8 protein-coding genes and 9 pseudogenes are annotated in these 12,747 nt (G+C 75.8%); 8 read left to right on the forward strand and 9 right to left on the reverse strand.

Annotation, left to right across the window (positions count from 1 at the left end):
• From UK94_RS67605 to UK94_RS27660, 4 genes and pseudogenes are all read right to left on the reverse strand, one after another.
• Nucleotides 1–405 (reverse strand): annotated as a pseudogene (locus UK94_RS67605) (SDR family NAD(P)-dependent oxidoreductase); the annotation flags it as partial.
• A gap of 92 nt (nt 406–497) precedes the next feature.
• The gene (locus UK94_RS34850; protein WP_011602763.1) at nt 498–653 is read right to left on the reverse strand and encodes a hypothetical protein; all 156 of its coding nucleotides are present in this window, start codon (nt 651–653) and stop codon (nt 498–500) included.
• A gap of 103 nt (nt 654–756) precedes the next feature.
• The coding region (locus tag UK94_RS67610) for an FAD-linked oxidase C-terminal domain-containing protein (protein WP_235490250.1) at nt 757–905 on the reverse strand (149 nt) is incomplete at its 5' end.
• Nucleotide 906: 1 nt separating this feature from the next.
• Nucleotides 907–2,410 (reverse strand): annotated as a pseudogene (locus UK94_RS27660) (FAD-binding oxidoreductase); the annotation flags it as partial.
• Between the two features lie 272 nt (nt 2,411–2,682).
• Here UK94_RS27660 and UK94_RS27665 point away from each other — a divergent pair.
• Together UK94_RS27665 and UK94_RS27670 are read left to right on the forward strand one after the other, a co-directional pair.
• Nucleotides 2,683–3,381, forward strand: a complete 699-nt coding sequence (locus UK94_RS27665) for a TetR/AcrR family transcriptional regulator (protein WP_055752156.1) — start codon at nt 2,683–2,685, stop codon at nt 3,379–3,381.
• The gene (locus tag UK94_RS27670; RefSeq protein WP_011602760.1) at nt 3,378–5,024 is read left to right on the forward strand and encodes a glycerol-3-phosphate dehydrogenase/oxidase; all 1,647 of its coding nucleotides are present in this window, start codon (nt 3,378–3,380) and stop codon (nt 5,022–5,024) included. Before UK94_RS27665 ends, UK94_RS27670 begins: the two co-directional genes overlap by 4 nt.
• Nucleotides 5,025–7,925: 2,901 nt before the next feature.
• On the opposite strand, the gene UK94_RS27675 is transcribed toward UK94_RS27670, so the two are convergent.
• The 5 genes and pseudogenes from UK94_RS27675 to UK94_RS67630 all read right to left on the reverse strand — a co-directional run.
• Nucleotides 7,926–9,101, reverse strand: coding sequence for an acyl-CoA dehydrogenase family protein (locus tag UK94_RS27675; protein ID WP_055752144.1), 1,176 nt, complete (start codon nt 9,099–9,101; stop codon nt 7,926–7,928).
• A 143-nt stretch (nt 9,102–9,244) separates the two neighbouring features.
• The coding region (locus tag UK94_RS67615; RefSeq protein ID WP_268761677.1) for an acyl-CoA dehydrogenase family protein at nt 9,245–9,618 on the reverse strand (374 nt) is incomplete at its 5' end.
• Nucleotide 9,619: 1 nt separating this feature from the next.
• Nucleotides 9,620–9,746 (reverse strand): annotated as a pseudogene (locus UK94_RS67620) (acyl-CoA dehydrogenase); the annotation flags it as partial.
• Nucleotide 9,747: 1 nt separating this feature from the next.
• A pseudogene (locus UK94_RS67625) lies at nt 9,748–9,975 on the reverse strand (acyl-CoA dehydrogenase family protein); the annotation flags it as partial.
• Nucleotide 9,976: 1 nt separating this feature from the next.
• Nucleotides 9,977–10,759 (reverse strand): annotated as a pseudogene (locus UK94_RS67630) (acyl-CoA dehydrogenase family protein); the annotation flags it as partial.
• On the opposite strand from UK94_RS67630, the gene UK94_RS67635 reads away from it, so the two are divergent.
• From UK94_RS67635 to UK94_RS67665, 6 genes and pseudogenes are all read left to right on the forward strand, one after another.
• Nucleotides 10,758–11,227: FAD-dependent oxidoreductase (locus UK94_RS67635; protein WP_235490237.1), on the forward strand; the 470-nt coding region annotated here is incomplete at its 3' end. The pseudogene UK94_RS67630 and the gene UK94_RS67635 sit on opposite strands and share 2 nt — an antisense overlap.
• A gap of 26 nt (nt 11,228–11,253) precedes the next feature.
• A pseudogene (locus tag UK94_RS67645) lies at nt 11,254–11,424 on the forward strand (hypothetical protein); the annotation flags it as partial.
• Between the two features lies 1 nt (nt 11,425).
• Nucleotides 11,426–11,536: pseudogene (locus UK94_RS67650) on the forward strand (hypothetical protein); the annotation flags it as partial.
• A gap of 1 nt (nt 11,537) precedes the next feature.
• A pseudogene (locus UK94_RS67655) lies at nt 11,538–12,231 on the forward strand (FAD-dependent oxidoreductase); the annotation flags it as partial.
• 1 nt (nt 12,232) lies between these two features.
• Nucleotides 12,233–12,536 (forward strand): annotated as a pseudogene (locus UK94_RS67660) (glycerol-3-phosphate dehydrogenase C-terminal domain-containing protein); the annotation flags it as partial.
• A 38-nt stretch (nt 12,537–12,574) separates the two neighbouring features.
• Nucleotides 12,575–12,654 (forward strand): GPGG-motif small membrane protein (locus UK94_RS67665; protein WP_235490252.1); only part of this gene is annotated, 80 nt, incomplete at its 3' end.
• Nucleotides 12,655–12,747: the final 93 nt, after the last annotated feature.

Here is a 12,747-nt window from a genome sequence, read left to right on the forward strand (position 1 = left end):
CCGCCCGGTCGTCGAGCAGCCCGGCGGCCACCTGCACGGCGGCCAGCGCCCCGGTGACGTTCACCGCGAGGGTCTGGTTCATCGTCTCGGCCGCCACCGTGAGCGCGGCCCCGCGGATGCTGAGCTTGGCGTTGTAGACGAGCACGGTGAGCCCGCCGATCTCGGCGGACACCCGCTCGACCGCGCCGGCGAGCGCCGCGGAGTCGGTGACGTCCGCGACCGCGCCGGCCACCGTCAGCCCCTCCGCCGCCAGCGCGTCGCGCACCCGGGTGAGGGTGTCGGCGGAGCGGGAGACGACTCCGAGCGCGAAGCCCTCCCGCCCGTACCGGCGCACCAGCTCGACGCCGAAACTCGTGCCCGGCCCGATCACGACGAGGCCACGCGTCGGCGGCTCGGACGCGTCCGNCTCGCGCGGCGCCGTGCAGCTCATGCCCACATCCTGGCCGAGGCGACGGCAGGAGACGTCGGGGATGGCCAGATCGGCCGCGGCGGGACGGTCAGGTTCGCGCGCGCTCGTCCCGGGCGGCCTGCACCGCGTTGGCCGCCCGCAGGGGAGCGCAGCGCACGTAGGCCCACCCGAGGGCGGCACTGACGATGATCACCGGGATCAGCAGGAGCAGCAGAGCGATGACGACCGCGCCGAAGGTCTCCATGCCCTCTGCCTACCCACCATCGGGGGTAGCCCAGCCGGGTGTGACGCACGAGTCGAGCCGGCGGGGGTCGAGCCGGCGGGCGGCGCGGCCGCGTGGCTGTGGGTCAGGCGACGAGGATCCCCGGGTTGAGAATGCCGGCGGGGTCGAGGGTGCGCTTCACCGCGCGCAGCACGTCGACGCCGAGGCCGCCGATCTCGGCATCGAGCCAGGGGCGGTGTTCGGTGCCGACGGCGTGGTGATGGGTGATCGTGCNACCCGCGGCGACGATCGCATCGCCGGCCGCCGTCTTCGCCGCCCGCCAGCTCCCGATCGGGTCCACGCCCTGCGCGCACACCACGGTGAAGTAGAGCGAGGCTCCCGTCGCATACAGGTGGGAGATATGGCACATCACCACCGGCGACAGCTGCGCCGCGCCGAGCGAGCCGATCAGCGCCGCCCGCACACCCGCGTAGAGCGCCGGCAGGGTGGCCCAGAACCCCGCGGTTTCCAGCGTCTCGGCGAAGATCCCCTGGTCGAGCAGGGCGTCGCGCAGGTAGGGCGCCCGAAACCGGCCCCGTTCCCAGTCGGGACCGGCCGCGGCGTCCAGCCGCCGCGCGCCGCCGGCCAGCAGCACCCCCGCGACCTCGGCGGCGCGCCGCTCGACCGCCGGGGCGGCCCCCTCGTACCCGGTGACGAGGTGGCAGCCGCCCGTCAGACCATCCGCCAGATCGGTCCCGGACCCGGACCCGGTCGCTGCCGCCGGGCCACCCGGGCGCGGCGGACGGGCGAGGCCGCCCACCGTCTCGGTCTCGTCGGACAGGCGGCATACGGTGGGCCGCAGGTCACCCGCCGCGAGGGTGCGCAGCAGCCGCGTCCCGGTCGCGAAGTCCGGCACCGACCAGCCCTCGAAGATCCGCCGCGCCGGCAACGGCCGGACCCGCGCCACCACCTGGGTGATGACGCCGAAGGCGCCCTCGGAGCCGAGCAGCAGCTCGCGCAGGTCCGGCCCGGCCGCCGAGGCCGGCGCCCGGCCGAGCTCCCAGGAGCCGACCGGGGTCGCCACCCGCAGCCCGACGACCAACTCGTCGAAGCGGCCGTAGCCCGCCGACGCCTGGCCGCTGGACCGCGTGGCGGCGAACCCGCCGATGGTGGCGTACTCCCAGGACTGCGGGACGTGCCCGAGGCTCAGCCCGTGCTCGGCGAGCAGCGCCTCGGCCCGCGGGCCGCGCAGCCCGGCGCCGAGCTCGGCGGTGCCGGACTCCCGGTCCACCCGGCCCAACGCGTCCAGCCTGGCCAGGTCGAGGGCGACCACGGGCCGTTCGGCGGGCCTTGCGGGTTCGAGGCCGCCGACGACGGAGGTGCCCCCGCCGAAGGGCACGACGACGATGCGCTCCCGGCTGGCCAGGCGCAGCACCGCGAGCACCTCGTCGTGGTCCGCGGGCAGCACGACCGCGTCAGGCGCGGCCCCGGCGTCGCCGGCACGCAGGCGCAGCAGATCGGTCGTGGACCGCCCGCGGCAGTGCCGGATGCGCGCCTCGTCGTGCGTGTGGACGTGGCCCGAGCCGACGATCGTCGCCAGCGCCTCGCGGGCCGCCACGGGCAGCCGGGCCGGCGGCAGGCGCACCTGGTCGAGCGGGACCGGCGCGGTGGGCCGCGCGGGGATGCCCAGCCGGGCCAGCAGCCCGCGAACCTCGTCGGGCAGTGGCTCGTGCGCGGACGCGGGCCCCCAGCCCCACCAGACGGGTTCGGTCGAGCCGGTCCTGCGCGCCTGGCCGGTGNTCGTCATCGCCCACCTCGGTTCGCCCGCTCGATCCGGCTCGCTGGACTTCGGCACGAGACAGTGTGACAGTCGAAGTAACATTGTCACAAGGCCTCGCCTCCACGATGGCACGCTCGCGGCGGGTGCGCTCTGCGCGGCGCCCGGTGCACGATCGCGGCGTCGACCTGGGTGCGGCAGTGGCCCAGCAAGGGCGTCGACCCAGGAGGGGCAGCCGACCCAGGAGTGGCAGTCGGCCCGAGGGGCCAGTCGACCCAGGAGGGTGGCCGCACGATGCTCGACACCGACCGGCGGCTCGACGCCGCCGCGGCCCCGGGGCGTCCCGTGCGCTGGTCGGGCGAGGACGCCGTCCTCGACGCGGCGAAGGCGTCGCTGCTGGCGGTCGGGGTTCGCCGCACGACGCTGACCGAGGTCGCCCGCCGCGCCGGGGTGAGCCGGATGACCCTCTACCGGCGCTGGCCGGACCTGCGCTCGCTGGTCGGCGACGTGATGACCCGGGAGTGGACCCGCGTGGTCACCGCGGCGGCAGCGCGCCCGACCGCCCCCGATCGGTCCGGTGGCGACCTGGACGACCTCGTCGACCACATCATCGCGACCGTGGAGGCGTTCCGGACGAACCCGGTCTACCTACGGATCATCGAGACCGACCCGGAGTTGCTGCTGCCCTACCTGACCGAGCGGCGCGGCGCCACCCAGCAGATGATCATCGATCTGCTGGCCGGGCAGCTCGACGCCGCCGCGCGCAGCGGGACGGTGCGCCCGGTGGAGCCGGCGGCGCTGGCGGTCATGGTGCTGCTCGTCGTGCAGTCGTTCGTGCTGTCGGCCGACGCCCTCGCCGGGCCGGTGCCGGCCGCGACGCTGGCGGCCGAGCTGCGGCGCCTGCTGCGCGGCTACCTCGCTCCCGACGCCACGCACGCGCCACCCGCGAGCGCCGAAGGCGCCGCCGGGCCGGGCCGGGAGGGGACGCCGTGACGGCCGCCGGCTGGCCGGCCCCGCCGGGCAACACCTCCCTGGACGCGCGGCGGCGCGACCGGGAGCTGGCCGCCACCGTCGAGGGTGATCCGGTCGACGTGCTGGTGGTCGGCGGCGGCGTCACCGGCACGGGGGTCGCCCTGGACGCCGCGTCGCGCGGCCTGTCGGTCGCCCTCGCCGAGGCGCACGACCTTGCCTTCGGCACCAGCCGGTGGAGCTCCAAGCTCGTCCACGGCGGGCTGCGTTACCTCGCCGGCGGCGACGTCGCGGTGGCGTGGGAGAGCGCGGTGGAGCGCGACATCCTGATGCGGCACACCGCGCCCCACCTCGTCCGCGCGCTACCGATCGTGACCCCGCTGACGCCCCAGGTGTCCCGCTCGGGGGCCGCGCTGGTGCACACCGGGCTGCGGATCGGCGACGTGCTGCGCCGCGCCGCCGGCACCCCGCACACCGTGCTGCCGGGGCCGCGTCGGCTGACGGCGGTGGAGACCCTCGGCCTCGCCCCCGCCCTGCGGGAGACCGGGCTGCGCGGCGGCCTGGTGTACTGGGACGGCCAGCTCGTCGACGACGCGCGGCTGGTCGTCGCCCTGGCCCGCACCGCCGCCGGCCACGGCGCCCGCATCCTCACCCGCCTTCGGGTCGAGCACATCGACGGACCCGCCGCGACGGGCGGCGGCGCCCCGGCGGCCGCCCGGCACCGCGGCTTCGAGGTGACGGCCCGGGACCAGCGCACCGGAGACGAGATCCGGCTGCGGGCCCGGACCGTCGTCAACGCCACCGGCGTCTGGGCCCCGGCCCTGACGCCCGGCATCGCGCTGCGGCCGAGCCGCGGCACCCATCTGGTCCTGCGCTCGGACGCCCTGGCCGGCGCCCGCGGGGCGCTGTCCGTGCCGATGCCGGGTGAGCGCAACCGGTTCGCGCTGGTACTCCCGCAGGGTGACGGCCGGGTCTACGTCGGGCTGACCGACGTCCCGGTCGATCGGATCACCGACGTCCCCGAGCCCGACGACAGCGAGATCACCGAGCTCGTCGACGTCGTGTCGAGCGTGCTCGCCGCACCCCTGGACCGCGCCGACCTGCTCGGCGCGTTCGCCGGGCTGCGCCCACTTCTCGACGACCGCCCCCGGCCCGACGACCGCCACCAGCCCGACGGCGCCTTCCGGGGGCGCACCGCGGACCTGTCCCGGCGCCATCTCGTCCGCACCGATCCGGGCGGCCTGGTCACCGTCGTCGGCGGGAAGCTCACGACCTACCGGCGGATGGCCGCCGACGCCGTGGACGCGGCGATCGCGGCCGGCGAGCTGGCCGCCGGTCCCTGCCGGACCCGTCGGCTCGGGCTCGTCGGCGCCGCGCCCCGATCGGTGCTCGCCGCGGTGGCGGCACCGCGCCGGCTGGTGGAGCGGTACGGCACGGAGGCGCCGCGCGTGCTCGCGGTCGCCGACGACGACCCCGGGCTGCTCGCGCCGATCGTCGACGGGGTGCCGGTCACGGGGGCGGAGCTGGTGTTCGCGGTACGCCATGAGGGAGCGCTCGATCCGGCGGACCTGCTGGACCGCCGTTCGCGGATCGGCCTCGTTCCCGCCGAGCGCCGCGCGGCGCTCGCCGCCGCCACCCGGCTGTTCGACCACGCGACGGCGCGCTGACCGTCTCCTCACCGGATCCACCGAGCCCCCCGGATCCCCCGGATCCGCCGGCACCGCCGTACCCGTCGAGCCCCTCCCCCGGCCCGGACCCGCCGGAAGACCCGGGTTGCTCGCAGACCGCCGTCGCCTGGTCGTCCGGGCCGGCGGGCGAGGGCCCGGCCGGACTGGCGGCGGGGCCGGCCGCGGCGGGCGCGGACCAGTGCACCTCGATGCAGGCGACGCCCTCGCCGATCGTCCCGCCGGCGCGAACCAGCCCCGAGCCGCCGGGTCCGAACTCGCCCGCCCGGCCGAACTCGGCCAGGGTCGGCCCGGCGAGAACGGGACGGCCCGGCGCCGCCGGCACCCCGGCCCGCCGCCCCTCGAACCGCCCGACCACCCGAACGTCGACCGTCGCCTGCTCCGCCGCCCCCGGAGCTGGCCGGACATCCGGAACTGTCCGGGCGGCCGCGGCCGGGGCCGGGGCCGGGGCCGGTGGGACGGTCGAGGACGGGGTGCGGCGAGCCGGGTACGTCAGGTAGAGGCTCGCCTGTGCGGCACCGAGGTAGCCGGTGAGCACCACGGGACCCTGCCGGACGGCCGCCAGCACCGCCGAGATCCGGGCGAAGAACTCCCGCTGCACCGNCTCGGGCAGGCCGGACAGGTCGCCGTCCATCTGGACGGTGACGGCGATGCCCCGAGCCTCGGCCTGCTCGATCGGACCGGCCAGGTCGCGCAGCGCGGCGAGGCCGGCGCCGACGAGATCTCGGCGCAGCGCCCGGGCGCGTGCCGTGCACAGGGCACGCACCTCCGGCCGGCCTGGATCGCTCCGCCCGGCGGCGATGTCGCGTAACAGCGGCAGGAATCGCGCGTCCAGCTCGTCGAGCCGCCGGCGCCGGTCCCGGCGGACGGTGCGGTCCAGCACTCGCCGGCTGGTCAGATCGGCCTCCAGGTCGTCGGCCCGCGCCCGCTCCTGCGCGCTGGCCCGCAGGACCGGCCCGAACATCGTGACCAACACCTGNATAATCCACTGCGCGTACACCGCGGCGGCCAGCCTGGCGAGCACGAGCGGGTCATCCCGACAGCCGAGGCCGACGACGATCCCGACCATGGCCACCGTCGCGAACCCGGCGGCGGCGTAGCGCTCCCGCTGGGGCCGGGACAGCACCGCCAGCGCCACGAGCAGCGGGTTGATCATGGTGGTGCACCAGCTCACGACCAGTTCGCCGGGAGGTTCCGCCGTGTTGACCGCGCCGGCGACCGCCGAGGCCACGGCCGTCAGCAGCACGGCGGCCGACTCGCGGCGGCCCAGCGGCCGGCGGGCGACGATCCGGGCGGTCAGTCCGATGACCACGGCCGTCGCGAGCCAGATCGCCACGCCGGCCGGCATCGACCGGGTCTCGTCGCGGTGCACGACCACCGGGATGAGCGCGGCGAGCCAGCCCACGACCACCGCGAGGGCGAACGCCCGCCGCGCCGCCGCCGCGAACTGCTCCTCCAGCCGGTCGGCGCACGTCGTNTCGGCGGCGACCGGCTGCGGCAGCTCCCACCGCAGCGTGATCCGCGTCCCCTGCCCGGGATCGGACCAGAGGTCGGCGGAGCCGCCCACGGCCGCCATCCGGGCGAAGACCGAGTGCCGCAACCCGAGGCGGCGGCTGTCCGCGGCCAGCTCCGCCAGCCGGAACCCGCGTCCCCGGTCGACGATGGACACCTCCAGCCGGCCGGGGCCGACCTGGGCGAGCACCCGGGCGTCGTCGGTGCCGGCATGAGCCCGGACGTTGCGCAGCGCCTCGCCCATCGCGGCGGCCACGGCGGCACCGACCTCGTCGGGCACCCACTCGTCCGTCGGCTCCGGCCCGTCCTGCGGCGCGTCCGCATCCAGCACGACCCGCAGGCCGGCGCGGCGCGCGCTGCCGACGGCCTGGTCGATGCGGTCCGCGAGGGTCGGACCCACGCCCGACCGGCTGGCCAGGTGCTCCTCGACGGCGCGCACGCTGTCCGCGCACTGGCGGCGCAGGTCGCCGGCCGGCTGGTCCTCGCTCATGCCCAGGCCGGTGAGCGTGTTGAGGATCGTGTCGTGCAGGAGCCGCTCCTGCTCGCGGGAGTCCTGCTCGCGTCCCTCGGCGACGAGCTGCCGGCGCCGCCGGACGGTCACGTCGCGGTGTTGGAGGTCCGCGTCCACCGCGACCCGGCGCAGCCGCCCGGCGGCGTGATGCAGCAGGGCGCCGACGACGAGAAGGATCGCCGTCGCGGCGAACACCTGGGGTCGGTGGTCGGTGGCGCCGGCGAGCTGCCCGCCCGCCAGCACCGCCGTGGCCACGGCGAACCCCCGCGCCGGCAGGGCGAACGCCGCCACCACCACGGCGGTGAGCAGGCCGACGAAGGCGAAGGAGGCGGGGTCGCCCCGCGACGGGTCAGGCGTCAGCCAGTCCGTGGCCAGCGCGACGAGGGCCGCCACGGCCACGTCGGCGACCGCCATGGCCCGGCACGGCCGGCGGCGCAGGTGCACGACGAACAGCACGCCCCACGCCAGCACGACCACCGGGCCGGCCAGCGCCGCCGGGTGCGCGCGGTACCAGTCGGCCCAGGCGGCGACGAAGACCAGCAGGTAGCCCAGCTGGGCGAGCCGCAGCCGAGCGGTGCAGCGGATCATCACCGTGGACAGCGCCTGCACCGAGCGTCCGTTCATGTCGCACAAGTGTGGACGACAAGGCCATCGCCCCCGGCCCAAGGGGCAGGTATCCCCCGTGTGGCGCCGGGGGCCGCGGGTCGGCCCGCAATCGGAATCCCACCATTCCCGGCTTCCGCCGAACCGGCTTCGGCCGAACCGGCTTTGGCCGAACCGGCTTCANCGGCCCGGGCCATCCCGGCCCCGCCTTTCGCGGATGCCGGCCTTCCCGGAGCACTCGACACGAGAGGCACCGTTCACTCCACGGTGTCGACGGTGAGCCGGGCGAGGTGTTCCAGATGTTGGCGGCTGTCACCGAAAGCGGCGGCGAGACGTTTCGCGCGTTTGTAGAAGAAATGGGTGTCGTGCTCCCAGGTGTAGCCGATCCCGCCGTGGTACTGGACCATCGCGGCAGTGGCGTCGACGGCGGCCTGGTTCGCCTTGCTCTTGGCCACGGCGACGGCGAGGTCGGCGTCCGGGGCACCCTCGTCGAGGGCGTGCGCCGCGTACAGCACGGCATGCTCCGCCATGGTCACGGCGACGTGCAGGTCGGCGAGATGGTGGGCCAGCGCCTGGAACGATCCGACCGGCCGGCCGAACTGGACCCGCGCGGTGTCGTAGGCGACGGTGCGGGTCAACGCCGCCCGGGCGACGCCGGCGAGGTCCGCGGCGGCCAGCACCGCGCCGCGGCGCAGCAGGTCCGCCAGCCCCGCCGCGTCCGAGCCCGGCAGGCGGGCGGCCGGCGCCCCGGTCAACGTCACCGCGGCGAGCCGGGTGGTGGCGTCGATGCTCGCCTGCCGGTCGACCCGCACACCGGCGGCCCCCCGCTCCAGCAGGTACAGACCCACGCCTCCGTCGCCATGACCGGCACCCGTCGGCCCCTCCGGCTCGGCGGACACACCCAGCTCGGCGGACACACCCGGCTCGATGGCCGCGACCACGATGACGTCGGCGACGTGGGCGTACTCGACACCGGAGGCGGCACCGTCGAGGCGGCCCGCAGCGTCGGCGCGCACGGCGATCCCGCCGCGACCGAGGTGCCCGCCCGGGCCACGCAGCGCCACGGTGGCGACGAGTTCGCCCGCGCCGAGCGGCCCGAGCACGGCCGCGGCCTGCTCCGGCGAGCCGTCCCGCCGGATGGCCGCCCCGGCGAGCACGGTCGCCGCCCACGGCCCGGGGACCACCCCGGCGCCGAACTCCCGCGCGATCACCTGGGCGTCGAGCAGGCCGAGGTCGAGGCCGCCGTGCGCCGCCGGCACGCACACCGACAGCCAGCCCTGCTCCCCGATCGCGCGCCACAGGTCGGCGGGATGGCCGTCGCCCTGCTCGTCGTCGACGACCGCCCGCACCGCCCGAAGATCGAAGCGGTCGGCCAGGAAGGCGCGGACGGTCTCGGCGAGGGCACGCTGCTCGTCGGTGAGGGCGAAGTACACGGGCGCGGTTCTCCTGACGGCCGGGCGAGGCGGGCGAGGGCCGGGCGGGACGGACGAGGACGAGGGCAGGACGGGACGGGACGGGACGAGCAGGGCAAGGTGAGGGCAGGACGGGGCGGGCAGGACGGGGCGGGGCGGGCAGCCTATGACCCGCGGGGCAGGCCCAGCACGCGTTCGGCGACGATCGTGCGCTGCACCTGCGACGAGCCACCCCAGATCGTGACCGAGCGGGTCCAGAAGCTCTCCTGGCGCAGCGCGGTCAGGTCGAGGTCCGCGGTCGGCCGCAGCAGGGCGACGTCGGCGCCGAGCAGCTCATCGAACGTCTCGAACAGTCCCTGGTAGGCCTGCGACCACTGCAGCTTCGTCACCGACGACGACGCCCCCAGGTCGCGGCCCCGCTCGACCTCGGTGAGCACGTGCATGGCCTGATAGCGCAGGCATTCCAGCTCGACCCGGCGGCGGGCGAGCTCCTGACGCAGCACCGGGTCACCGGCCCGGCCCAGCGCCCGCGCCACCCNCACGATCTCGTCGTAGGCCTGCTGGTAAGCGGTGTACTGGCTGATCCCGGCCGCGCCGCGCTCGAACGACAGCAGCAGCATCGCCGTCGCCCAGCCATTGCCGACCCCGCCCAGGCACTGCGACGCCNGCACCCGCACGTCGGTGAGGAAGACCTCGCCGAACTCGCTGACCCCGCTCATCTGACGGATCGGACGCACCTCGACCCCGGGGGCGTGCATGTCGATGAGCAGCAGCGACAGGCCGCGGTGACGGCTGCTGCCGGGCTCCGTGCGGACCATCGTGAACATCCGGTCGCCGCGGCTGGCGAACGTCGTCCACACCTTCTGGCCGTTGACGACGAACTCGTCGCCGTCGANCACCCCGTGGGTGCGCAGGGCGGCGAGGTCGGACCCGGCGCCCGGCTCCGAAAAGCCCTGGCACCAGATGACCTCGTTGCGCAGCATCGGCCCGATGATGTCGGCCCGCTGCTCCGGGGTGCCCACCGCCATGACGGTCGGCGCGAGGAAGACCAGGCCGAGGCTGTTCACCGAGCGGGGGGCGCGGGCACGCACCAGCTCCGCGTCGTGGATCGCCCGCATCGCCGGGGTGCCGCCGCGCCCGCCGTACTCGAGCGGCCAGTCGATCCCGGCGAACCCGGCCAGCGCCTTGCGCCGCTCCCAGTCCCGGCGCAGGTCGAACGCCTCGTCCTCGCCGAGGGTGGCCCAGAAGCCGGGTGCGGTCCAGGCGGCGGGGATGTTCGCGGTCAGCCAGGCGCGCAGCTCGACGCGGAACTTCTCCGCCTCCGGGGGATAGCTCAGATCCACGTGGTCCAGTCCATCTCGTCGGCGTGTGCCCGCCACGGGAGCCGGGCTCAGTCCAGACCGTAGTACTCGATAACCGCGTGGTGTGCCGGTCGCCGATCCGGCCGAACCCGGCGACGCCTCGGCGTCCCCCGCCGGACGCCCGCCGTTCACCCGCGCACAGGCGCCGGTCACCGCCAGCCGGCACCATGGGGATGCGGTCGCCGCGGTACCGCCCCGACCCGCCCGTACGAAGCCGGGACCCGCCCACCCGGCCCGAACCCGCCCGGCCCGCTCGACCCGCCCGACCCGCCCGACCCGCTCGACCCGCCCGATCCGCCCGAAGGAGGACACCCGCATGACGCCGACCAGGCTCGCAGCGCCGACCGCGGGCCTCGATCCCGCCCGCCGGGCCGAGGCGCTGCGCCGGATGCGCACCGAGATGATGGACGTCGCCGTGATCGGCGGCGGGGTGACCGGCGCGGGAGTCGCGCTGGACGCCGCCACCCGCGGCCTGTCGGTGGCCCTCGTCGAGGCCCGCGACCTCGCCGCCGGCACCTCCAGCCGCTCCAGCAAGCTGATCCACGGGGGGCTTCGTTACCTCGAACAGCTCAACGCCCCGCTGGTCCGTGAGGCCCTGCGGGAACGATCCCTCATGCTGGACACTCTCGCCCCGCACCTCGTCCACAGCGTCCCGTTCCTGCTGCCGCTGACCCACCACGGCTGGGAACGCGCCTACATCGGCAGCGGCGTGCTGCTCTACGACACCCTCGGTCAGGGCCTGGCCCGCATCGCGCCGGGCAGCGACGGGACCATGCCCCACCACCGNCACCTGAGCCGCAAGGCGGCGCTGNGGGTCTTCCCGTCCCTGCGCTCCGACGCCCTCGTCGGCGCCATCCAGTACTGGGACGGCCAGGTCGACGACGCCCGGCACACCCTGTTCGTGGCGCGGACCGCGGTCCGCTACGGGGCGCTGCTCGCGACCAGCGCGCGGGTCACCGGCCTGCTCCGGGAGGGCGACCGGGNCGCCGGCGTCACCGTGAGCGACCTGGAGTCCGGCGACGAGATCGCGCTGCGTGCCCGGCAGACCATCAACGCCGCCGGGGTGTGGACCGACGAGATCCAGTCGATGGTGGGNGGCCGGGGGCGGCTGTCGGTCCGGGCGTCGAAGGGGGTGCACATCGTCGTCCCCCGCGACCGCATCCACGGCGAGACGGGGCTGATCCTGCGCACCGAGAAGAGCGTGCTGTTCGTCATCCCCTGGGGCAGCCACTGGATCATCGGCACCACCGACACGGACTGGAACCTCGACCTCGCCCACCCGGCGGCGAGCAGCGCTGACATCGACTACCTGCTCACCACCGTCAACCGGGTGCTGCGCACCCCGCTGACCGCGGACGACATCACCGGCGTGTACGCAGGCCTGCGGCCGCTGCTGGCCGGCGAGTCCGAGGACACCTCGCAGCTGTCCCGCGAGCACGCCGTCGTCACCCCCGTGCCCGGCCTGACGATGGTCGCCGGCGGCAAGTACACGACCTACCGGGTGATGGCCGCCGACGCCGTCGACGCGGCGGTGGGCGGGATGAACCGGGCGGTGCCGGCGTCGTGCACCGAGAAGATCCCACTGCTCGGGGCCGACGGCTTCCCCGCCCTGTGGAACGCCCGGGAGAGCCTCGCCCGGCGCGCCGGGCTGCACGTCGGGTGGATCGAACACCTGCTGCACCGCTACGGCACCCTCGCGGAGGAGGTGCTGGAGCTCGCCGGGTCCCGCGCGGAGCTCGCCCGGCCGTTGACCGGGGCATCGACGTACCTGGCCGCCGAGGCGGTGTACGNGGTCACCCACGAGGGGGCGCTGCACCTGGAGGACGTGCTGACCCGGCGGACCCGCATCTCGATCGAGACCCCCGACCGCGGGGTGGAGGCGGCCCGCCACGTCGCCGAGCTCATCGCCCCCACGCTCGGCTGGGACGTCACCGCCCGCGACCGCGAGGTCGAGCACTACCTGGCCCGGGTGCAGGCCGAACGAGCCTCGCAGCGGCAGGCCGACGACGCCACCGCGGACGCGGCCCGGCTCGGCGCGCCCGACGTGCGCCTGGGCCGGGCCGAACGCCGCACCCCCGCACCGGCAGCCGGCTGAGCGGGTTTTACTGGGCCGACGCGAGGAACGACGCCTGCATGGACACCATTCTTTGGATCATCGCGGCGATCTTCGTCATCGCGGGGGTCGTCACAATCGTGCGCGGGGGTCTCATCTANGNCATTGTGCTCATCGTCGTCGGCCTGCTCATCGGCCCGGGTGGTGTTTCGGTGTTCAGTTGAGGCCGGTGGTTACGCCCTTCGGGGCGAAT

Source organism: Frankia sp. AvcI1 (assembly GCF_001420875.1).
In the GTDB taxonomy this organism is placed as follows: Bacteria; Actinomycetota; Actinomycetes; order Frankiales; family Frankiaceae; genus Frankia; species Frankia alni.